This is a genomic window from Bacillus sp. (in: firmicutes), assembly GCF_031983925.1.
In the GTDB taxonomy this organism is placed as follows: Bacteria; Bacillota; Bacilli; order Bacillales; family Bacillaceae_G; genus Bacillus_A; species Bacillus_A pacificus.
On sequence record NZ_DALYZR010000004.1, the window covers coordinates 191 to 22,196 of the forward strand.

Genomic DNA, 22,006 nt, shown 5'->3' on the forward strand with positions numbered 1-22,006 from the left:
TACTCCTGTCGCTCCCGTTACTCCTGTCGCTCCCGTTACTCCTGTCGCTCCCGTTACTCCTGTCGCTCCCGTTGGACCCGTTGCTCCCGTTATTCCTGTCACTCCCGTTGGACCTGTTGCTCCCGTTACTCCCGTCACTCCGGTTGGACCTGTTGCTCCCGTTATTCCTGTCGCTCCCGTTGGACCCGTTGCTCCCGTTATTCCTGTCGCTCCCGTTGAACCTGTCACTCCCGTTGGACCTGTTGCTCCCGTTATTCCTGTCACTCCCGTTGGACCTGTTGCTCCCGTTGCTCCCGTTATTCCTGTCACTCCGGTTGGACCTGTTGCTCCCGTTGGACCCGTCGCCCCAGTTGGACCTGTCGCTCCCGTTGGACCCGTTGCTCCCGTTGGACCTGTCGCTCCCGTTGGACCCGTTGCTCCCGTCGGACCAGTTGGACCTAGCTTAGGCACTGTCCCATCGCAACTAAAACAACACGAATCAACATGTACACCATTTTGATTATTACACTCACAATACCCATTTATATTATTGCGCCATGAAGACATGTTGATCCCCTCCTTCAAATTCAATCTTTTAAGTATAAGCAACAAATAAAAAAACACCTATCAAATACCCCAGAATAACTTTACTCCGTACATTCTAATAATTATTACATGCGATTTTTACCCCTTTTGCTTGTACTTTTGCCTTCTTACTCAAACGAAATTCTTTTTCTTAATAAAACCACTTGATGTTCTCGTACTTGGAGCACCTTATTTCTTATAGTTGATGAGGGAGAGTGGGAAGAAAGTTAATAAAAAAGAGGCTTCTTGTTAGGAGTCTTCTTTTTTATTTGTTCTTATAGGCCAAAAGGAAACTATCTTTTTTTCACGAATGTAACCTATGAACATAACTAGGAGGGATAACTATGTACCAAACAATTGAAGGCTTCTTGCAATCATGGACATACGAGACTGAGTCTACTCAAAAAATGCTCGATGTACTAACAGATGAATCTTTGTCACAAGAAATCGCACCTGGGCACTGGACGTTAGGAAGAGTCGCTTGGCATATCGTGACGGCAATTCCTGTTATACTATCTGGCACAGGGCTAAAGTTTGAAGGAGAAACGAAAGATTATCCCGTACCAACTTCAGCAAAAACAATTGCAGATGGATATCGTAAAGTGAATACAGCTTTTGTTGAAGCACTTCAAAGCGAATGGACGGATAAAGACTTAACTACTATTAATGACTTCTTTGGCCGCCCTATGCCAAATTCTATATTTTTAATGACACTCATTAATCATCAAAATCACCACCGCGGACAAATGACAGTTTTAATGCGCCAGGCTGGCTTAACAGTTCCTGGCGTATATGGTCCTGCAAAAGAAGAATGGGCTACAGCTGGAATGGAAGCTCCTAAAATGTAACTACAGAAAAAGACAAGGTGTTTACACATCTTGTCTTTTTCTGTAACTTGTTTCATGTGAAACTATTTTACGTATTCTTATCATACAGTTATATCTTCCTTCTCTATATTTTTAATTCCGTAATATGCAATGGCAACTCCAATTGCTGCCAATGCTAGTTGAAGGGGAAGAAAAGTTGCCGTTGAAAACATTGGGGTGTTATTAATTGCAATTGATACAACGATAATTGATGAAACAATTGTAGTTGGCACTGAACGTTTAAGCATTCCGAAATATAGTGGGATTAAACTTATTCCCGCAGTTGCAACGGCTAAAGGAACAAGGTTTATCCCTTCTTGCATCAATTGATCTACTGTGAATGAATGAGGAAGAATTGAAAAATAGCTATCTATCCCAAAGAAAACTCCTACTACTAAAATATTAGATAAAATAACTGTTATAAATGTTAATGTTGCTGTAATAATCAACTTACTAACCATCATTTTCTTTCGGTTAATTGGATAAGAAAACATAAGTAGTATTGTTTTGTTTTTATATTCACCAATTATTAATCTTGCGATTAACACACTACCAAAAATAATAAACGTTGCTCTTACTAATGTACTAGCCATTAACAAAACCATCTGTGGATCTCTTATTTCTGGATCGCCTTCTATTTGAGAAACGATGCTCGTAAAGATCAGTAATGTCAGTATAGCGATATTTGCAATAATCGCTCCCCTTACATACCATCCAAGCTTAAACTTCTTCATTTCTAGCTTCATAAGACGTAGCATAATAGTCCTCCTTTCATTTGAAATTTAATCGATATAAATCGCTCCTGTTTTACTTAAAATCTTCATTTCGTTTTTCGCATCACCAATGGTTCCTGCTTTTACATGTTCTGTATTTTTATCTTTCTTAAGTCCTTTTACATTCACCATTACGTCAGACGAATTACTTTTAGCCGTAAGTTTTAAAGAAGTCGGAACACCTTTATACCGTACGCCAATATCTCCTGATTTTGTTTCTACAAATAACGATTTTCCTTCTTTCATATCCTTCAGTAATACTTCTCCCGATGTTGAAGTGATGTTCATATTTGAGTTACTTACATTTGTTATATAGTTATCACCAGTCGTAGACTTTATATTTAATTCTTGTACTGAACTATCTTTTACAGCTAACTCTCCACTTTGCGATATGAATTCACCTTTCTCAGCTGATAGTCCTACAACCATTTCATCTCCAGACTTGCTTTTTGTCACGATACTTTTTACTACTATATCGCTTATTTTCACATCACCCGATTTATTATTTAATACAATTTTATCTATTTCTTTCTTCGGAATAGCTATACATATACTATTTTTCTTCCTAAACGTGAAACCATTAAAAAATCTGGTCGCCTTTTGTTTTTGCTTAACTATAACTTTATTCCCTGCCTGTTCTATTTCGACAGGATCTACCTCTTTATCTAAACGTTTACCTTGAGCCGAAATGACTATTTTGTTAGCTTCTGTACTTTTAAATTCAATATCCCAGTTTTCATTGTCCACTTCTATTTCTTTTATATTATTTATCTCAAAAGACTTTTCTTTCTTAAAATCTTTCCCCTGAAATACTTTAAAACAAAAAAACGCACTAGCAATTGTAATGAATAATATTGCAATTACTATTATTTTTTTCACTATTCATACCCCAGTTCGTTATTGTTTTATGCTACATCGATCTTGTCGATTTTACGATACGATAAATAACTAATAAAAATTCCTAATAAACAGAGTACAATTGGGATAAATATAAAATCATACATACTTACTTGACCGCTTCCAGGACCTACGTTACTGTTCATTAGCATCCCAATTATTACTGCAGAAGTAATTGTTGTCGGTGTAGATTTCTTTCTCATCCCAAAAAATAAAGGAATTAAGCTTATACCAGATATCATAAATGCACTTATAAAGGTAGCTGGAACAGTAGCTATTATTTCACCCATCGTAATAGGTGTTTCAATTAACCCCATCATTGGGTTCATAAAAAATATGAGCAAACTAATAGTGAACGTAGCAATAATCATGCTGATAAAACAAAAACTAAAAACAATTGTTAATTTCGCCCTCATTAGCAATTTCCTTTGTAATGGGTACATAAACAATAGTTGCATTGTTTTGTTCTTATATTCATCAATTACTAAACGCGATAAAATGACTGCACTAAAAATAAGAAATGTCATTCTTATAAAAATGTTTGCTAAAGTCATATATTTTGTGAAATCAGTGAGGGCTGCGTCTACTTCACCTTTCACTCCCACCCCCATAAGACTTACCGCAGCAAAAATTGCTATAATACAAATTGCTACCCCTTTAAAATAACTAGATAATTTATGTTTCTTCCATTCAAGTTTCATCAATTTAAACATATAAACCAAGCCTCCATTACTGACATAACTATCTCTATGCTACTAACATTCTAATTCCAGCAGTAACTACGCTCATCATTCCTATCACTATTATAATTAACAACCATTTCCGCTCAGGTTTTCTATAATATAAAATTGCACTTATAAACATTACGATTAATCCACTCACTAGATTCACTAACAATCCATTAAGCATGAATGCCCTCTCCATCCATTACATTTAAGAAATACTCTTCTAAGGAACTATGTTTCTTATTCATACTTTCTATTTCCACATCGTTCATAATAAGTGCTTTTGAAATAGCCTGCTGCGTCGCCTTCAATTCATACACGCGAATCATATTTCCACTCATTATTTTGTAATTTTTTATACCGAGTTTATCTTCTAAAATATAAGCTGCACGCTTCACATCAAGAACAGTAATTTCAATGTACTCTGTTTGTTTTCCGTTAATACTCTGCATTGAAACTTCTTTTATTAGTTTTCCATTTTGAATTACACCAATTGTATCCGCCATTAGTTCCATCTCACCTAAAATATGACTAGAAACTAATAACGTAATGCCATATTCTTTGCAGAGCATTTTAAATAAGTCTCGTAACTCTTTAATACCAATTGGATCTAAACCGTTAATTGGCTCATCTAAAATGAGTAATTCTGGCTTTGTCATGATCGCCCTTGCAATACCAAGTCGTTGCTTCATCCCTAATGAAAAATCTTTTACTTTTTTATTATCGATCCCTTGCAATTTTACTAAATGTAAAGCATGGTCAATTGCGTTTTTATCGTAATAGCCCATATATTCACAATGTAATTCTAAGTTTTCTTTCGCCGTTAATTTATCATAAAAGATTGGATATTCGATAATTGTCCCCATGCGCTTTAATACTTCATAAGATGTATCCGTTAACTTCTCACCGAAAATTTCAATATCACCGCTCGTCGGTTTTATTAAATTTGTGATCATTTTCATAATCGTTGTTTTACCAGCACCATTCGGTCCTAAGAAACCGTATATCTCTCCTTTTTTCACATGCATGTTAACGCTAGAAATAACTTCTTTCCCCTTAAACACTTTCGTTAACTGATTCGTTTTTAATATATATGTCATGTCGTTTTCTCCTTTCGCACTACTTTATACTTCTATAATAGACAACGGAAATCTCTTTTTTCTTACCCGTTCCTTACAAATTCCTTACGCTGAAAAAAAGCTTGTAGAATCTACTTCTCTACAAGCTAAAACTGCATCTTTGTTAATACAATTGTAAAAATTGTTTTTTCATACGGCTTACTAAAAAGATGTATTTCTCCGTCCATCGCTTCTACAAGCCTTTTCGTAATCGTTAAACCTAGACCGCTTCCTTGGTACAATCTATTTCTGGAATCTTCAAGTGTGTACATACGCTCAAACACTTTATCAATATGAGATTCATCAATTCCTTTTCCTGTATCCCATACATCTATATACACATTCGTTTCATCATCTCTTAACGTCATACCGAGCGTCTTTCCATCATCTCCATATGTAATTGCATTTGATATTAAATTATTCAATACTCTACCTAATACTTCTACATTTCCAAGTGCATATATATTTTTTTCTGGTATATTAATATGAACATGAAAACCTTTCGTCGTCACTAAATCATAAAAAGATAAAATTTTCTCACGGCAAACTTCATTCATATTTACTTTTGTCATCTCGATTGCCTTGTCACCAGATTCTAGTTTTGCTAAATCAAAAAACTTATGAATCAGTTCCATTACTTCTAATGTTTTCACATGCACCTTTTCAAGTAATATTTGTTGTTCTTCTTTATTTATCGTTTTATCCTTATTTAACATTTCTGTATATCCAAGAATAACTGTTAGTGGTGTTTTCAAGTCATGTGAAATATTTGAAAGCATTTTTCTCATCGAAATTTCTACTTTCGCATGATCAGCATTCGTTTTCTGTTTCGCATCTAACAATTGATTAATTGCCACTAACAACTTTTGCAATTCTAGATCATCTGTCATAACGAGTAACTTCTCGCCTGTTTTTTCATTAACAATACTTTCTAATTTTTCATATGTGTATCGCAAATTTTTGCTATTATTTTTCCTCATTTTATATTGTAGATAAATGACACATAACAATATAAAAATAATACCTATTAACAAATTGACCATATTACATCACGTCCAGCTTATAACCGATACCCCATAACGTTTTAATGTATTCTGGATTAGATGGATCACTTTCGATTTTCTCACGCAATCTTCTCATATGAACATTAATAACGTTATCGTCACCGTAATACTCTTCGTTCCAAATTAGCGTATATATTTGTGCTTTCGTAAATACACGATTTTGATTCTTTACAAACAGTTTTAAAATCTCAAATTCTTTTAAAGTAAGTTTGAGAGGCTTCCCGTTTTTTTCCACAGTAAAATTAATTGGATCGAGTGTTAAATCGCCAATTTGAATCATCTTTTCTGTTGTTTCTGTAGCTGAATATTTCGTAGACCTCCGAATACCCGCTTTTACACGCGCCGCCAATTCAATCATAGAAAATGGCTTACAAATGTAATCATCTGCTCCTAGTCCTAATCCAACAGCTTTATCAACATCTGTATCTTTTGCCGACATCATTAAAATCGGTACTGCACTTTTTTCTCGAATGATTCGTACAACCTCTAAGCCATCTAACTTTGGCATCATAATGTCGAGGATAATCAAATCAAATGAACCTTGTAAATATGTGTTCACGCCTTCCTCTCCATCAGACGCGATTGTAACTTGAAAGCCCTCTTTTATTAAATACTTCTGCACCATCTCTTGAATTGAAATATCATCTTCCACTAATAAAATATGATGTGACATATATCTATCCCCTTTTTTACAAACATTAACATTTTAATTGTATCGTAACTACTACAGACTGGAAACAATTATATGAATTTTCAAACCAACTTCCCTTCCTTCCATAACAATGATATGATGAAATTTACTACGATAGTTCATAATTAACTTTATATAAAGGAGACTTATCATGTCAGAAAACAAAAAAGTAAGCTTAGCTGATTTAATGCGTGAACAACTTGCAAAGAAAAAGCAAGGTAACGGTAATGGTCAAAATACAAAAAACCAAAGCCAAGAAACAAAAAAACTACAAAACCAACAAACAAAGAAAACAAACAACCAACGTAGACGTACAGGTGTATAAATGAACGGACAAAAACGTTCTAATATCGTACCCGGCCTTGAAGTTGATATTGTATTAAAACAAAATCAACGAACTGGCAAATTAACACGTGGCATTGTAAAAGATATTTTAACGAACTCCCCTTCCCATCCGCATGGCATTAAAGTGCGCTTGCAGGACGGGCAAGTCGGCAGAGTACAAAATATCGTTCAATAAGAAAAGGAGCTCAACTAAACTCGAGCTCCTTTTTCTTTATTACCCTTTAATTTTCTCAATGAAAACTACTTTTAAATAGTCTCCTTCTTTAAATTGATCGATTGTACGGAAATCTTCTGGTAAAGAATGTTCTTCTAATATTTTATATTTGCCATTCATTTCTTTAAATGCTGTATCGATAAACCCTTTAAACTTTTTCATATCGAATGCGCTACAATTTGTTGAAGCAACGATAATCCCGTTATTTTCTGTAATGGCAATTGCTTCTTTTAATAAGTTTTTATAATCTTTCGCTGCACTAAATGTATATTTTTTTGAACGCGCAAAGCTTGGAGGGTCAAGTACGACCATATCAAATTTCATTTTTTTCTTCGCTGCATATTTGAAGTAAAGAAATACATCTTCTACAATGATATCTTGCGCTTCATAATCAACTTCATTTACACTAAACTGCTCAATCGTTTTACTTAAACTACGATTTGCAAGGTCGACACTCGTCGTTTTGCTCGCTCCACCAAGCGCTGCAAATACAGAAAAGGCACCTGTATAAGAGAACATATTTAACACTGTTCTTCCCTTCGCATACTTATCACGAATTTGTTTTCGCACGTTACGCTGATCTAAAAATACCCCAACCATCGCTCCGTCATTTAAATAAACAGCAAAGTTCACACCATTCTCTTTTACGATAAGCGGGAACTCACCGCGCTCTCCTGCTACAAAATCATCGCCTTCAATGTATTTTCCTTTCGTATCAAAACGCTTCTTCTCATAAATACCTTTAAAATTTGCTACTTTTTGAAGAGCTGCTATAATCTCATCTCTGAAAGTATAAATCCCTTCGCTATACCAACTTACTACATAATAGCCGTCATAATAATCGATGATTAAGCCTCCAAGCCCATCACCCTCACCGTTTAGAACACGGAATGCTGTCGTATCACTTGATTTGTAAAATTGCTTTCGTTTATGTAAGGCAGATTTTATTTTACTTTCAAAGAAAGATTGATTAATTTGTTCACTCTCTTTTCTCGTTAAAATCCAGCCGTATCCTTTATTTTGTTTTCCATAATAACCTTTTCCGACAAAGTGGTTCTTCTCATCTACCACTTTAATGATTGTTCCTTCTTCCTGAACATCATTTAAATTTTGAATCGCATCTTTTAAAATAAGCGGATATCCACTTTTAATTTCTTTTATAAATTTCGGTTTTATTTTTACAGTTACTTCTGATCGCATATAAAAACTTCCTTTCCATTTGCATGCTTTCTCTATAGGAAGCATTTGAAAAACGAGACTGAAAAAACAGCCTCGTTTCACTATACCATATTATTGCTTTGCTAGTACAACTCACTCATTCTCTCGCTTAACCGCCACCTATTTACTACATTTTGAAATGGAAATCTTACTGTCCAACATAATAGAAAAAATACTTATATATTTCATATTTACCATTGACAATGATAATGATTTTCATTATCATTTAATGTATATGAGTTCTCGAAAATAAAGGCTACAACTTATAGGAGGAATAAACATGATTATTGTTACAAATACAGCTAAAATCACAAAGGGAAATGGACATAAATTAATTGATCGTTTTAATAAAGTAGGTCAAGTCGAAACAATGCCAGGATTTTTAGGATTAGAAGTTCTTCTAACGCAAAATACAGTTGATTATGACGAGGTAACAATTAGCACGCGCTGGAATGCAAAAGAAGATTTCCAAGGTTGGACAAAGAGCCCAGCATTTAAAGCAGCTCACTCACATCAAGGCGGAATGCCAGATTATATTCTCGATAATAAAATCTCTTACTATGATGTGAAAGTTGTACGTATGCCAATGGCTGCAGCACAGTAAAAACTGTTTTTTTAAAAGTATAGAATATGAGAAGCGTTACCACTTCTCATATTCTATACTTTTTATTTACTGTCTTTTTACTAGTTTCGCATGTACGACTAATCTTCCTGCTTCTGGATCAAGTGCATAGTCACATGTAGAAAGTGTTATAATTTCATCATTAACCTTCAATTTCGTATCCGTTTTGTAAAGGGATTTATCTTGAATTTGCTTTAAGAACGCTGTATACGCTGCATCGCTTTCAAAATCCGTTTCAATGTAATAAAAGTCCGTCGTTGTCGTATATACTGAAAAAACTTCAACGTCGTATCCTTCAAATAATGTATCGTAATACAATTTACGATGGGACATGAAGAAATCTTCATCCAACATCTTTTTTAAACTTCCAAACATAGAACCGTCCTTCATACGATGACCATATAAAATAGTATTTCGGTTTTGAGATTTCACATCATTACGATAATCCATAAAAATACTTCCCGCTCTCATATCCTCGCCTTTATAATTACGAAATAAATAGTAATCATTATCCTTCGCTTGAACGATTGGATAATTGATTTGTGTATCATCCATCGTAATCCATCCCACTATTTCTGGATTAATTTTTTGGAGAGCTTGAAACTGTTTACGTACTTCCCCATCTTCTGATTTTTCTTCCATTGGACTTCTCTTATAAATATGTTGCGCTTCAGCCATTACTTTACGATTTTCATAATAATCCATGAAAATCCCACCCAATTCATACATTGAATAGAAAAAGATTCCTAAAAATACAATTGTAAGTATTCGTTGAAAAAAAGAATTCTTTTTCCGTTCTTTCTTACTATTCAAATTATCACCTCAAAACGGATTATGCCCATCCTTTAAATTCCCATTGGTACCATGTATAACCCTGTATCTTCGTCTTGTTTTACAACGACATCTACACCGTATATTGCTTTAACCATTTCTTCTGTTATTACCTCATTAGGATTACCTTTCGTAACAATTTCCCCATCTTTCATAACGATAATATGATCACTATAACGAATGGCTTGATTAATATCATGTAGCACCATCACAATCGTTAATCCATACACTTCATTTAACTCTTTCACTAACTCTAATATTTCTAGCTGATAATAAATATCTAAATAAGTTGTCGGTTCATCTAAGAAAAGCATTGGTGTACTTTGAGCTAATGTCATCGCGATCCAAACCCGCTGTCTCTCTCCGCCCGATAAAGCATGAATTGGCTTTTCACGCTTACTTTGCAAATTCGTACATGTTAGTGCACGCTCAATTGCTTCTCTATCTTCATCAGTTTGCGAAGAAAAAACATTTTTATATGGCATACGTCCAAAGCTTATTAGTTTTTCCACTGTAATATCTGCTGGCGCCTCATTTTGTTGATGGACAACTGCTAACTTTCTAGCAAACTCTTTCGGTTTATACTCACTAATCGCTTTTCCATCAAGTATTACTTCCCCACTATTAGGAGCATGATTTCTAGACATAACACCAAGTAATGTTGATTTCCCGCAACCATTCGGACCAATGATTGTTGTAATTTTCCCAATTTCTATTTCACTACTAACAGACTTTAAACGATTTGTTACATTATCGTATGAAAAGGTTACATTTTTAATTTCCATGAACTTTATCACTCTTTCTAAGCAAGAATATTAAGAATGGCCCACCAATGACCGCCATAATTGTTGCTGCTGGAATTTCATTAGGTGGCACAATTAACCTTCCAATCGTATCCGCCGTCAAAATTAATAACGCTCCTGCAAGAGCAGAAAATGGAATCAACACTTTATGGTCTGAACCAACTAGTTGTCTCGAAATATGCGGAACAAGTAATCCAACAAAAGCAATGACTCCTGCAATCGCTGTTGATACTGCCGCTAAAAGTACTGCAATGGCAGAAATAATAAGACGAACTCTCGTCACATGCAAACCTAAGTTTTTCGCAGTCTTATCTTGTAGTGATAATAAGTTACACCAAACTCCTACCAACAGTGCAAGAATAAGACCAATTGTTCCATACGTAACCATTATTTCTACATCACCCCACGTCTTCATCGTTATGTTAGAAGTCGTCGTTTGCTTAATACTCTTAATGAAATATCCACAAATCGTAACGAACGATTCATTTAATCCAGTAAACATCGCATTAATAGCTATACCAACTAAAATAATGCGAAGTGGACTTAACCCTGACTTCCATGAAAAGGCATAAACGAGATAACATGCAAATGCACCACCTAAAAAGGAAAATACTGGTGCCCAGAAAAAGAATTGCGGGAATAACGTAATAATAACAAGTGTCATAAAACTTGCTCCTGAAGATATCCCGATTACACCAGCATCAGCGAGTGGATTTTTCATAACAGCTTGAAAAAGCACACCTGAAACTGCAAGAGCCGCCCCAGTGAACAGCGCAATAATAATACGCGGGAAACGTAAATCTTTAATCACTTCCACATCTTCATTAGCCCCTGTAAATATTCCTTGTACAAGGTCTACTATCCCTATTTCTAAACTCCCTTTCATTGCTGACAATGATGTCATAACAATAAGTAATACAGTAACAATGAGGAAACTCCAAGTTTTTTTATTCATTCCACTCTTCCTTTATATTAAAATGCATCACGGATACATCATTTTTTTCAATTCATCTAACGCTTCAATTGCTGCTAAGTTTCCTGTCGTTCCAAATAAACGCTCTTCTAAATCGTAAACACGATTATTTTTAACTGCCGCAAAATGTTTCCAAATGTCATTCGTTTTAAATTCTTTATCGAACATTTTTACAACTTCATCAGGCATACCGTGTGCTGCTCGTAAAATAATATCTGGATCAGCTTTCTTTAAATACTCTGTATTAGAAGCTAAATACTCTACTTGTTCACCTTGTACAATGTTTTTACCACCTAGTTGTTTTACTAAATCTCCAATATAAGAATGCTCTGTTGCCACTAAATAACTCCCCGGAACACCTAATAAAATAAGCACTGTCGGTTCTTTCTTTCCTTTTACTTCTTTTTGAATGCTAGCGACTTTTTTATTTAACTTAGTCACAACTTCTTCCGCCTGCTTTTCGCGTCCATATTTCTTACCTAAATCGTTAATTGAATTTTGCATGTTTTTCAAACTTGTTAAATCTAAAAAGTTTGCTTTCATACCCACACCATCAAAAACTGGCTTTAATTCATATTCAAGTGTTGTCACGGATAATACTTCTGACGGCTTTAATGATTTTACTTTTTCCATATCAGGGCTCATCGGATTCCCTACTTCTGGTAAACCTTTATATCGTTTTGGTAAAATTTTAGAACTTGTTGGAACACCAACTAAATCTACTTCTAATGCATCCATAATTTCAGTTACAGCGACTGTCGTTGCAACAACTCTCTCTTTACTCTCGCTCTTTACCTGCTTCGCCGTTTCTTTCTTTGATGATGAGCACCCAGCTATACTCACTAATAAAATAATAGCCATTAGTACACTTGCAATTTTCTTCACTCTCAATCACCACTCCTTTCCATACAATATGAAACAAGTCTTGATGCACGCCAACATGCATCAAGACTTCAAAAATTACAATCTACCTGCTCTATATTTACGAACTAGTAAAGCAAGTGAACCAAGCAGTAGCACCATGTATAACCCAAGCTGTGCTGTGTCTGCAGTTTTTGAGTTTTTCTCTTTTTTCGCATCATTATTTGTAGCTTCATTTTTCTTTTTACCATCTGCATTTCGGTTAAAATCAGGAGTTCCTACTGTTTTTACATTATCTACTTTCGGTGTAGTTACTGGATTTTCCGGATCATTCTTCGGATTTTTTTTTGGATCCTCTTTAATCGTTCCTACCGCTCCGATGTTATTTGTATCAAATTGAATTTGTACATCGTAGAAGTGATGGTAGTTCATTGAATCGATATCTACTTTTACTTTTGCATTTAATTTTGCAAATAAATCATTAGCTTCAAATTCTACGACTCTTGTATTTGCAGCCTTATCTTCACTTACTACTTTCGCATCTGCAAATCCACCATTATTTTCTGTTTGGAATTTTGTAATCCATTCACTATTTTTTAGTGTCATTGCAACATACTTCTTACCATCTTTCACAGTTAATCTTGCTGGACTTACAACATATTGATTCATCATTGAAATTTCTTCAGTCTTATCTTTTAACACTTTAAAAGCAATATCGTACTGACCGTCTTTTAAATTTTTCGGATCAACTGTTGGATTTTCATTTAGGTTATTCGTTCCATCTTGGTTGTTGTTTCCGCCCTGATTATCGTTACCATCTTGGTTATTACTTCCACCTTGGTTATCGTTTCCGCCTTGATTACTGTTATCACCTTGGTTATTGTCTCCACCCTGATTACCTAAAGCTTGAATACTATTTTTATCAAATACAAATTGAATATCGTAAAAATGATGATAATTCATTGCATCAATATCCACTTTCACTTTTGCATTTAACTTTTTAGATAAATCATCTACTTCCACTTCTACTACTCTTGTATCTTGCTCTTTATTTGCTCCTAATACTTTCGCATCGATGAACGCACCATTCTTTTCAAACTCAAATTTTGTAATCCATGAGCTATTCGTTAATGTGAATGATACATATTTCTTACCATCTTTTACTTTCAAGATACCTGGACTCTTCGTATACGTGTTCATCATTGAAATTTCTTCAGTTTTATCTTTTAACACTTTAAAAACGATACTATATTCACCGTCTTTAAGAGCGTTTGGATCAATTGTTGTGTTATTGTCTTGATTATTGTTTCCGCCTTGGTTATCGTTTCCACCTTGGTTATCGTTTCCGCCTTGGTTGTCGTTTCCGCCTTGGTTATCGTTTCCACCTTGGTTATCGTTTCCGCCTTGGTTATCGTTTCCGCCTTGGTTATCGTTTCCGCCTTGGTTGTCGTTTCCGCCTTGGTTGTCGTTTCCGCCTTGGTTGTCGTTTCCGCCTTGGTTGTCTAACGGTTTAATGCTATCTTTATCAAATGCAAATTGAATGTCGTAGAAATGGTGATAATTCATTGAATCGATATCTACTTTTACTTTTGCATTTAACTTTTTAGATAAATCGTCTACTTTCACTTCCACTACGCGTGTATCAGCTTTTTTATCTTCACTTAATACACCTGCATCAACAAACGAACCATCTTTCTCAAATTCAAACTTTGTAATCCATGAGCTATTCGTTAATGTGAATGATACGTATTTTTTACCATCTTTCACCTTTAACACACCTGGACTCTTTGTATACGTGTTCATCATTGAAATTTCATCTGTTTGATCTTTTAAAGCTTTGAAATTGATGCTGTATTCGCCGTCTTTAATTGTTTCAACATTCGGCTTCTCTACTTCTGGTTTCTCTACCTCTGGCTTCTTATCACCATCTGGTTGCTTTTCTTCGTTTTTAATTGGCTCAAGTTTATCTTGTTCAAATAAAAGTTGTACATCATGCGTTTGCTTATAATTTCTTGATGCCATTTCGATAAATACTTTTGTATTTAGTTTTTTTGATAAATCGTTTACTTCAAACTCTACTACTCTTGTATCTTTTGCTTTGTCTTCACTCACTACTTTTGCATCAACAAATGCACCATTTTTTTCCGTTTGGAAATTTTTAATTAATGAGCTGCTTTTTAGTGTTACAGTTGCTTTTTTCTTACCATTTTCTACTTTTAATACTCCTGGATTTACCATGTAAGTATTCATCTTAGATTCTTCATCTGTTTGATCTTTTAACACTTTAAATGGAATACTGTACTCTCCATCTGCAATTGTGTTAGAATTTGGTTGTTGATCTGGGTCAGGCTTTTGGTCGGGCTTCTGACTTGGATCCGGTTTTTCATTTGGATCTGGCTTATTTGCTGGATCCTCTTTTTCATTTGGTTTTTCTACATGAATCGGTGTAATACTATTTTGATCAAATGCAATACGCACATCATAGTCATGATGATAATTTAAAAAGTCTATGTCTACTTTTACTTTCGCATTTAATACCTTCTCTACATCTTCTACATCAAATTCTACTACTCTTGTATCTTTTTCTTTATCTTCACTAATTACATTTGTCGCAACTAGCTTACCTGCTTTTTCTGTTTCAAACTTCGTAATCCATGAACTATTCGTTAATGTAAAGGATACTTTCTTTTTCCCATCCTTCACTTTTAAAGTTCCTGGACTTACAGAGTATTGATTCATCATAGATTCTTCATCTGATGTATCCTTAAGAACTTTGAAACCTATTGAATATTCACCGTCAGCTAGTTGGCTTGCTGCTTGAACTGCAAGAGGTTGTAATGTTGATACGAATGTAAATATCATTAAACACATCGCAACAACAATTTTAAGATATCTATTCAATGGAATAACGCTCCTTTATTTAGTTTTGACGTACTTTACGAATGAAGAAAACACCTGAAATAAGAATTAGCGTTGCAAACAATCCAATACGTGCTTCATCGCCGGTTTTGGGGTTATCTGTTTTTTCAGCTTTTCCATTTTCATTTTTTGTTTCTTTGCTCGCTTCTTTAGCTGTTTCCTTACTCTCTACTTTTGTTTTCTCTTCTTTTACTTGTGTATCTGTTTTCGCTTGATCATTATTTTTTGTTGCAGCAGTCACGCCGTTATCACCACCTACAGCTTTTACATTTGCATCAAACGCAAAACGAATTGTATAGTGGTGGTCATAGTTTGCACTTGGTACAACAACATGAATTTTTACAGCTGCCGGCTTAGATAAGTCATCTACCTTAAACTCTACAGTTCTTTTATCTGCTGCTTCATCTTTACTAACAACTTTTGAATCAACAAAATTCCCGTTCTCAGGTGCTTTAAATTCTGTAATCCAAGCACTATGATTCATGGGAATTTGCACTCTCATCTCACCATTTTTTACAACTAACTTAGCTGGTTTTTCAAAATAATCATTTGCCATTGAAGCTGAATCATTTTCCGCTTTTTGGATGACATAGTTAATATCATAAGTACCGTCAGCTAGTTGTGCTGAAACTTTCCCATATGGCATGACAAGAAAAGCTAGCATACATACGAACGTTATAATAAAAGCGGGTAATACAGAAATCTTTCTCATTTGGCTTACTTCCTCCTTGTTCTCCTTCATTCACACTTTTGAAAATGATAATTATTCTCAATTTATAAGAAAAAATAATAATCCTTTATCATTATTTAATTGTAATTTGTTTATGTACTATAGATATTATTGATTATCATTCTCAATACATGTTAAAAATAATATCCCTCTCTATTCCTTATAAAGAGCGATTCATATTTTAACATAAGTCCTATTTGTTGATTATCATTCTCAATGAAACCCAAAAAAATAAAACTACCATTCTCCTACTCTATCACCTCTATCTACAAAAATGATATCGTTATAGAAAACCTTATACCTTCCACTCCTCACTTTCCTTCCAATATTTCCACAACTAAATCAATCTTAGCCTACTCATAATTTTTTTGTCAACTATATTACGTATAAAATTTTAAATATCTAAATTCCTCTATATGAGGCTTTTTCTACAAAAAAAGAGGCTTTCTTTCATAGAAAGCCTCTTTTCACTATTTTTCTACAACAACTTCTTGCTTTTGGAACAACGAAATGACATATCCAATTACAATACCTACTAGAGCAGGAACTAACCAACCAATCCCTACACTATATAATGGAATTTTATTTAAAATAGGTGCTAATGCCGCAATTTGAAGATTCGCATTGTGCAACCCATCAAAGAAGCTGATCATAAATGCTCCTACAATACCACCTACATACATTACTAAAGGAAGACGAATATAGTTTTCAACTAGCGATAATACAATCAGCACGATACCAATTGGGTAAATTGCAATTAAAATTGGTAATGCTAATGCATTTAACTGCGTTAAGCCAAGATTTGCTACCATAAATGCTAATACACAGAAAATGAAAACGACTTTTTGATAAGAAAGCTTTGGTAATAAAGAAGAGAAATAATCACCACAAGCTGCAACAATACCTACAGAAGTTGTTAAACATGCTGCTGTAATTGCGATTCCTAATAATAGAGTTCCGTAACTACCGAATAAATGATTTACAACGTTTGTTAAAATAATCCCTCCGTTTGCTCCCATTCCAAGAGAGACACTAGAAGCTCCGAGATAAGCAAGCGCCAAGTAAACTAGTAGTAAACCAAGTGCCGCAATAAATCCTGCAAAAATTGTTACTTTTGCAATGCTATTTTTATTTGTAATACCTTTTTCTTTTAACGCATGAATTACAACATTTCCGAATACAAGTGCTGCAAGTCCATCTAAAGTTAAATATCCGTCAATAAAACCTTTAAATAGCGGAGCACTATATGCTTCTGTTGGTGCACCAAATTCACCCATTGGTGTAATAAGTGCTTTCACTACAATAATTGCAATAACAGCTAATAAAATCGGAGTTAATACTTTACCGATGCGGCCCACTAATTTTGATGGGTTTAAAGCTAAATAGAAAGTGACAGCAAAGAAAATAAATGTAAAGATAACAAGTGGATACGATTGACCAGCTATTTCACTTGATAAAAACGGTGCAACACTCATTTCATAAGCAACAGTTCCTGTACGCGGCACACTTACGAATACGCCTAAACATAAATAAATTGCAGTAATAAAAACTAGTGCGAATATAGGGTGTACACGCCCTGCTAGCTCATTAATATCTCCCTTTAAAGCTATAACGATAACTCCTAATAAAGGCAATCCAACGCCTGTTACGACAAAACCAAATAGCGCGATCCATACATCTGTTCCAGCGCCTTGTCCTAATGCTGGTGGAAAAATCATATTACCCGCACCGAAAAATAGTGCAAATAACATTAAACTTATTGCAAACATCTCAGAAAACTTTAAAGATGATTTCATTTCTACTAACCTCCTACATAATAATTATAAATTAACAAAATATTCTGAATCAAAATCCGTCGCATATCCTCTTTCAAGCATACTTCCCCGTAAAAGAACGCAAAAAAACACCCGTCCCTAACAAAGGGACGAGTGTTGAAATCGTGGTTCCACCCTTATTCTAATAAAATGAATTTATAACGAAATAAGCTCATTTTATAGCTCGTGTAAATTGATAACGGTTTTATCCGCCAAGAATTACAATGCATCATGCAGTTCACTCTTGAAGTTTAGAGGTGGTAAGTCTGTCTTTTCGTATTAGGAAGCTCACAGCCTAAGGCTTCCCTCTCTGAGAATCGTAAAAAACAACTCATGTCCTCATCATTACTTTTATAAAATATCTTGTCGAAACTTGTTGTTTTTTATTATATGGGCTATTTTTAAAAAAATCAATAGTTTTATTTTTTCTGACAAAAAAATATAGGGAGAAAATTTTCCCTCCCTATAGCTGCCCTATTAATATTTCTAATTCCCCATCTGTAATGTTTCGCCATTTTCCCACTTCAAGATCGTCTAGCTCTATATTCATAATGCGTTCTCTCTTTAACTTTGTTACAGTAAACCCGAAAGCCCGACTCATTCTACGAATCTGTCTGTTCATTCCTTGCGTTAAAACGATTCGAAATGTAGACTGATCAACCCTCGTCACTTTACACGGCTTCGTCATCCCATCTTTAATCTTTACACCGCTGGACATCTCATCAATAAACCAATCTGTAAAAGGTTTATCGACTGTGACAACATATTCTTTCTCATGCTCATGATCACCGTGTAAAATTTGATTTGCAATCGCACCGTCATTCGTTAATAAAATAAGTCCTTCTGACGCTTTATCTAATCTTCCAACAGGAAAGATACGCTCAGGATAATTAATATAATCAATAATATTATCCTCAATATGATCGGCTGCTGTACAAGTAATGCCAACTGGTTTATGAAAAGCGATATACACCTTTTCCTTCTCTTCTTTTGCAAGAACCTGTCCATCAATCGTTACAACATCACCATCGTTCACGATTGCACCGTGCGTACAGATTTCGCCGTTAATAGCCACGCGTCCTGCTTTAATAAGGCGGTCTGTTTCGCGTCTTGAGCAAGATTTTGCTTCGCTTATGTATTGGTTGATTTTCATTTTTTATTCCTTTTCATATAAATTGTTTAAAGATAAGACGCATCAATCCATGGTGATGTCTATAGGACCTCAGAATTAATTAACGCTCACAATATTTCTATTCTTTAACTGAACAACACTGCTCTGTATTATATCTTGTAATCTTTTGTCCCCATACTTCTCCAAGCATTTTAAGCTTTCCTCAAGATTATTTATGAATATAGACTCTTGATAGTCTATATTGCCAAATCTAGTTGTCAAAGCATTCTCACTGTAATCTTTTTGCTCTATTATCCAATCTAATGTATTAACAAGGGATTCTCCTATATTTTCCACTATGTTTCTCAGCTTAGATAAATTAGGATATTCTGCTCCACTACAGTTTTCGTTATTTTCGTCCAATTCTAAATAATTTTTGATTTCTTCTACATCTATTAACTCAATAATCCTAATATATCGCCCTATAAGATTTCTATTCTCGCCACCGATTGGATAAAGTATCAGTGGCATTAGCATCTCAAGATCATCCTTTTTTTGTATCCACTGTCTAATGATTTTTCTCTTTTTTTCTATATCTTCTATTTTATCCCACAATAAAAAAATTCACCGTTATCCTTAAAACTATATTTATTAAAAATATCTTTGGAACTACGAACTACCATGTATTTCCTTATAGCCTTGTTTAAATTATCAATCAAATATTGAACTTCAGTTACTGAAACTTGATTAATTTTGCTAACTTCATTTATCCCACTTATATATCCAGTTAAAATTTTATTAATTCTAGGTAATAGCCATATATCTAAATCCCTATTAAAAATAGGATTTTTTTCACTGTCTCTCAAATAAATACTCAGTACAACAATTAATCTTACATATTCTTCATGATAGCTATTTTTTTCTCCTCGCTCTTTTATAAGCAATCCCTGCAATATTTCTATTACGTTTGTATACTGTATCTCATTAAATCTATCTACATTATATTCCACAATAGCAAAAACTTTCTCCACAGAATACAAACTCAAAAGAATTTCAAATTGACCACTTAGTTCTTCTAATCGTTGAAATTTTAGCTCCTCAAAGAATTTAGATAGAACCTTTTCACTTTCTGGTACATCATACATAAAATATCTTTTAAAATAATCTTCTGAGCAAATTCGGTTCTTTCTTTCTATTGCATAATACTTCCTAGAATCCTTGTCATCCTTAGTTCCAAAATCAGGGAACAAACTATTTATTATCATTTCGTATCCTGAGTACTTTGTGTCAATTCCTCCCCTCACCAGGGTATTGGTTGAATTATTCCCCAAAAGTTCAGATGATGATACTCTAATGATTTCATATAAACCTGGCGCACTAACTTTAATAAATAATAAATAGAGCAAATCATCAATATAAGTTTCATCTTTTAGAAGCGGAACCATAAACTTTAATATATTCAAATATCGGTTAATATTTCGAGGACTAAATTCAAACTTTTGCAAATCAATTAATCGATGCATACTCGATTTTTCAATTCTTAAAAATTCAGATTTTCCCATCAGATCATTTTCTTCTAAAATCTCTCTGACACCAGCCCATAACATTTCATTCAGACTGTAGACATCCGTTTCTGGTATATACAATGGAATTTGAATAAACTTCTCTAAATAATCTCTACCGATTTTTTTAGCATCACCATTCTCATCTTTCCCATGTAATTCAGCTAAAGCAGAAGCAACAATCTCTTCATCTAACGCTACAATATATGTTATGTTAGGAAAATCGCAAATTAATCTTACTAACCTAAATATTGTTTGAATCTCTTCTTTATTTAGCCTATCTATATCGTCGATAAATACTACAATTTTTTTATTAGAAGTTTCAAGTGATTTTTCAATAGCCTCTTTAATATCTTTTATACTTTGAGATTTTTTGCCAAATAATTCTTCAATTAAACTATGAGTTTCTTTTAAATTAATAGTGATTCCAGGTAAACGCAGACTAATAGAAGAAAGAGCATTTGAATACTTAATAATATTTTTTTCAATTTTAGGATCAAATCCATTTGATTTTCTTATTTCACTTAATAATTGCTCGAGAAATTCAACAATTATTTCATGATCTTCTTTTCCAAAATACCAAGGCTTAAATTCAAAAATTAAGTATTCATCCTTATTATTTCCGTCCTCAATTTTTTCTTTGATCATCTTGAAAATAGACGTTTTCCCTGTGCCCCACTTACCATAAAATCCAATTGTTAAATTTTCTCCATTTATCTTATTTAAGCTACTAATAACATGATCAACAAATTTTTCTCTATGCAATCTATCGTCTTTATTATTAATAACTGGATTATCAGAATAAAAATATGCATTACTATCTTTTTTCTGTTCCTCCATTTTTGGATGTATCCTACGCTTATTTAGTGCATATAAAATAAATACACCTATACTAATACTCGAATAACAAAAAGCAATATCAAATAACACTGACAATAAATTCCCCTGAAAGTTCATTTGATGTAATGGAGGAGTTAGGTAATTCAAAACTACCCCTATCCAGAACACTAATTGTATTAGATAACGCTTTGGAAGGTATTCATCCCCTCTATAATATGAACCTTCGAGCTCCACTTTTATATTTATATAACTCACTAAAAATAATACATATGCAAAAATTGCAATGAAAAATAATTGCATCATATTATTTACAAATAAATTATTCAAAGTAGCTAAATTCAATCTACAAATAGACAATATAAAATATATAAATATACTCCCTATAGCTACTCCAAAAAACTTTTTCATATATTCTTAGTCCCCTTCTCTAGTATCCGTATAGCCTTATACAAAGATACATTCTTT

22 protein-coding genes, 1 pseudogene and 1 other annotated feature are annotated in these 22,006 nt (G+C 33.9%); of the genes and pseudogenes, 4 read left to right on the forward strand and 19 right to left on the reverse strand.

The window, feature by feature from the left end; translation table 11 throughout:
- A pseudogene (locus tag RTP99_RS14865) lies at positions 1-546 on the reverse strand (collagen-like protein); the annotation flags it as partial.
- Positions 547-908: 362 nt separating this feature from the next.
- Here RTP99_RS14865 and RTP99_RS14870 point away from each other — a divergent pair.
- Positions 909-1,412 carry a DinB family protein gene (locus tag RTP99_RS14870; RefSeq protein ID WP_000284989.1) on the forward strand — a complete coding sequence of 168 codons (504 nt, stop codon included), beginning with the start codon at positions 909-911 and terminating at the stop codon, positions 1,410-1,412.
- A gap of 80 nt (positions 1,413-1,492) precedes the next feature.
- On the opposite strand, the gene RTP99_RS14875 is transcribed toward RTP99_RS14870, so the two are convergent.
- From RTP99_RS14875 to RTP99_RS14905, 7 genes are all read right to left on the reverse strand, one after another.
- Positions 1,493-2,188 (reverse strand): ABC transporter permease, encoded by a 696-nt coding sequence (locus RTP99_RS14875; RefSeq protein ID WP_000945203.1) that lies wholly within the window; start codon positions 2,186-2,188, stop codon positions 1,493-1,495.
- A gap of 24 nt (positions 2,189-2,212) precedes the next feature.
- Positions 2,213-3,082 (reverse strand): DUF4097 family beta strand repeat-containing protein, encoded by an 870-nt coding sequence (locus tag RTP99_RS14880; protein WP_000720985.1) that lies wholly within the window; start codon positions 3,080-3,082, stop codon positions 2,213-2,215.
- 26 nt (positions 3,083-3,108) lie between these two features.
- A complete protein-coding gene (locus tag RTP99_RS14885; protein WP_000475539.1) occupies positions 3,109-3,813 on the reverse strand; it encodes an ABC transporter permease in 705 nt (234 codons plus the stop codon).
- A gap of 34 nt (positions 3,814-3,847) precedes the next feature.
- The gene (locus RTP99_RS14890; RefSeq protein ID WP_000931764.1) at positions 3,848-4,009 is read right to left on the reverse strand and encodes a hypothetical protein; all 162 of its coding nucleotides are present in this window, start codon (positions 4,007-4,009) and stop codon (positions 3,848-3,850) included.
- Complete coding sequence (locus RTP99_RS14895; protein ID WP_000221082.1) at positions 4,002-4,925, reverse strand: ABC transporter ATP-binding protein; 924 nt, start codon at positions 4,923-4,925, stop codon at positions 4,002-4,004. The genes RTP99_RS14890 and RTP99_RS14895 overlap by 8 nt, the downstream gene beginning before the upstream one ends.
- A 125-nt stretch (positions 4,926-5,050) precedes the next feature.
- Positions 5,051-5,986: a HAMP domain-containing histidine kinase gene (locus tag RTP99_RS14900; RefSeq protein WP_011040738.1), complete on the reverse strand. Its 936-nt coding sequence runs from the start codon at positions 5,984-5,986 to the stop codon at positions 5,051-5,053.
- 1 nt (position 5,987) lies between these two features.
- Positions 5,988-6,680 (reverse strand): response regulator transcription factor, encoded by a 693-nt coding sequence (locus RTP99_RS14905; RefSeq protein ID WP_000018055.1) that lies wholly within the window; start codon positions 6,678-6,680, stop codon positions 5,988-5,990.
- A 169-nt stretch (positions 6,681-6,849) separates the two neighbouring features.
- Here RTP99_RS14905 and RTP99_RS14910 point away from each other — a divergent pair, with 169 nt between their 5' ends.
- Together RTP99_RS14910 and RTP99_RS14915 are read left to right on the forward strand one after the other, a co-directional pair.
- A complete protein-coding gene (locus RTP99_RS14910) occupies positions 6,850-7,023 on the forward strand; it encodes a hypothetical protein (RefSeq protein ID WP_001293581.1) in 174 nt (57 codons plus the stop codon).
- The gene (locus tag RTP99_RS14915) at positions 7,024-7,218 is read left to right on the forward strand and encodes a YwbE family protein (protein WP_001014318.1); all 195 of its coding nucleotides are present in this window, start codon (positions 7,024-7,026) and stop codon (positions 7,216-7,218) included.
- Between the two features lie 39 nt (positions 7,219-7,257).
- Here the strand turns inward: RTP99_RS14915 and RTP99_RS14920 are convergent, their stop codons facing one another.
- Positions 7,258-8,457, reverse strand: coding sequence for a class I SAM-dependent rRNA methyltransferase (locus tag RTP99_RS14920; RefSeq protein WP_001255962.1), 1,200 nt, complete (start codon positions 8,455-8,457; stop codon positions 7,258-7,260).
- 298 nt (positions 8,458-8,755) lie between these two features.
- Between RTP99_RS14920 and isdG the strand changes: the two genes are divergently transcribed.
- A complete protein-coding gene (isdG, locus tag RTP99_RS14925; protein ID WP_000587815.1) occupies positions 8,756-9,079 on the forward strand; it encodes a heme oxygenase in 324 nt (107 codons plus the stop codon).
- Between the two features lie 66 nt (positions 9,080-9,145).
- On the opposite strand, the gene srtB is transcribed toward isdG, so the two are convergent.
- The 10 genes from srtB to RTP99_RS14975 all read right to left on the reverse strand — a co-directional run bounded on the left by srtB (position 9,146) and on the right by RTP99_RS14975 (position 21,949).
- The gene (srtB, locus tag RTP99_RS14930) at positions 9,146-9,910 is read right to left on the reverse strand and encodes a class B sortase (RefSeq protein WP_046648426.1); all 765 of its coding nucleotides are present in this window, start codon (positions 9,908-9,910) and stop codon (positions 9,146-9,148) included.
- 32 nt (positions 9,911-9,942) lie between these two features.
- The gene (locus RTP99_RS14935; protein ID WP_000403753.1) at positions 9,943-10,713 is read right to left on the reverse strand and encodes an ABC transporter ATP-binding protein; all 771 of its coding nucleotides are present in this window, start codon (positions 10,711-10,713) and stop codon (positions 9,943-9,945) included.
- Entirely contained in the window at positions 10,703-11,686 is a 984-nt protein-coding gene (locus RTP99_RS14940) for a FecCD family ABC transporter permease (protein ID WP_001036854.1), read from the reverse strand. Before RTP99_RS14940 ends, RTP99_RS14935 begins: the two co-directional genes overlap by 11 nt.
- A gap of 27 nt (positions 11,687-11,713) precedes the next feature.
- Positions 11,714-12,595: a heme ABC transporter substrate-binding protein IsdE gene (gene isdE / locus RTP99_RS14945; protein WP_011040739.1), complete on the reverse strand. Its 882-nt coding sequence runs from the start codon at positions 12,593-12,595 to the stop codon at positions 11,714-11,716.
- A 69-nt stretch (positions 12,596-12,664) separates the two neighbouring features.
- Complete coding sequence (locus RTP99_RS14950; protein ID WP_011040740.1) at positions 12,665-15,436, reverse strand: NEAT domain-containing protein; 2,772 nt, start codon at positions 15,434-15,436, stop codon at positions 12,665-12,667.
- Positions 15,437-15,485: 49 nt separating this feature from the next.
- Entirely contained in the window at positions 15,486-16,196 is a 711-nt protein-coding gene (gene isdC, locus RTP99_RS14955; RefSeq protein WP_001226901.1) for a heme uptake protein IsdC, read from the reverse strand.
- Between the two features lie 488 nt (positions 16,197-16,684).
- The gene (brnQ6, locus tag RTP99_RS14960) at positions 16,685-18,010 is read right to left on the reverse strand and encodes a branched-chain amino acid transport system II carrier protein BrnQ6 (protein WP_000842667.1); all 1,326 of its coding nucleotides are present in this window, start codon (positions 18,008-18,010) and stop codon (positions 16,685-16,687) included.
- 121 nt (positions 18,011-18,131) lie between these two features.
- Positions 18,132-18,383: a binding site (T-box leader), on the reverse strand.
- Positions 18,384-18,491: 108 nt separating this feature from the next.
- The gene (locus RTP99_RS14965; protein ID WP_000700720.1) at positions 18,492-19,181 is read right to left on the reverse strand and encodes a 23S rRNA pseudouridine(2604) synthase RluF; all 690 of its coding nucleotides are present in this window, start codon (positions 19,179-19,181) and stop codon (positions 18,492-18,494) included.
- 75 nt (positions 19,182-19,256) lie between these two features.
- The gene (locus RTP99_RS14970; protein ID WP_000263487.1) at positions 19,257-19,754 is read right to left on the reverse strand and encodes a hypothetical protein; all 498 of its coding nucleotides are present in this window, start codon (positions 19,752-19,754) and stop codon (positions 19,257-19,259) included.
- Positions 19,739-21,949, reverse strand: coding sequence for a KAP family P-loop NTPase fold protein (locus tag RTP99_RS14975; RefSeq protein ID WP_011040741.1), 2,211 nt, complete (start codon positions 21,947-21,949; stop codon positions 19,739-19,741). The genes RTP99_RS14970 and RTP99_RS14975 overlap by 16 nt, the downstream gene beginning before the upstream one ends.
- Between the last annotated feature and the right edge of the window lie 57 nt (positions 21,950-22,006).

Coding starts and splice junctions, on each gene's coding strand:
- brnQ6 (WP_000842667.1), bottom strand. CDS start 18,010: ATGAAATCATCTTTAAAGTTTTCTGAGATGTTTGCAATAAGTTTAATG.
- RTP99_RS14885 (WP_000475539.1), bottom strand. CDS start 3,813: ATGTTTAAATTGATGAAACTTGAATGGAAGAAACATAAATTATCTAGT.
- RTP99_RS14900 (WP_011040738.1), bottom strand. CDS start 5,986: ATGGTCAATTTGTTAATAGGTATTATTTTTATATTGTTATGTGTCATT.
- RTP99_RS14875 (WP_000945203.1), bottom strand. CDS start 2,188: ATGCTACGTCTTATGAAGCTAGAAATGAAGAAGTTTAAGCTTGGATGG.
- RTP99_RS14975 (WP_011040741.1), bottom strand. CDS start 21,949: ATGAAAAAGTTTTTTGGAGTAGCTATAGGGAGTATATTTATATATTTT.
- isdG (WP_000587815.1), top strand. CDS start 8,756: ATGATTATTGTTACAAATACAGCTAAAATCACAAAGGGAAATGGACAT.
- RTP99_RS14905 (WP_000018055.1), bottom strand. CDS start 6,680: ATGTCACATCATATTTTATTAGTGGAAGATGATATTTCAATTCAAGAG.
- RTP99_RS14935 (WP_000403753.1), bottom strand. CDS start 10,713: ATGGAAATTAAAAATGTAACCTTTTCATACGATAATGTAACAAATCGT.
- RTP99_RS14910 (WP_001293581.1), top strand. CDS start 6,850: ATGTCAGAAAACAAAAAAGTAAGCTTAGCTGATTTAATGCGTGAACAA.
- RTP99_RS14915 (WP_001014318.1), top strand. CDS start 7,024: ATGAACGGACAAAAACGTTCTAATATCGTACCCGGCCTTGAAGTTGAT.
- RTP99_RS14965 (WP_000700720.1), bottom strand. CDS start 19,181: ATGAAAATCAACCAATACATAAGCGAAGCAAAATCTTGCTCAAGACGC.
- RTP99_RS14920 (WP_001255962.1), bottom strand. CDS start 8,457: ATGCGATCAGAAGTAACTGTAAAAATAAAACCGAAATTTATAAAAGAA.
- RTP99_RS14950 (WP_011040740.1), bottom strand. CDS start 15,436: ATGTGTTTAATGATATTTACATTCGTATCAACATTACAACCTCTTGCA.
- RTP99_RS14870 (WP_000284989.1), top strand. CDS start 909: ATGTACCAAACAATTGAAGGCTTCTTGCAATCATGGACATACGAGACT.
- RTP99_RS14890 (WP_000931764.1), bottom strand. CDS start 4,009: ATGCTTAATGGATTGTTAGTGAATCTAGTGAGTGGATTAATCGTAATG.
- isdC (WP_001226901.1), bottom strand. CDS start 16,196: ATGAGAAAGATTTCTGTATTACCCGCTTTTATTATAACGTTCGTATGT.
- RTP99_RS14940 (WP_001036854.1), bottom strand. CDS start 11,686: ATGAATAAAAAAACTTGGAGTTTCCTCATTGTTACTGTATTACTTATT.
- RTP99_RS14895 (WP_000221082.1), bottom strand. CDS start 4,925: ATGACATATATATTAAAAACGAATCAGTTAACGAAAGTGTTTAAGGGG.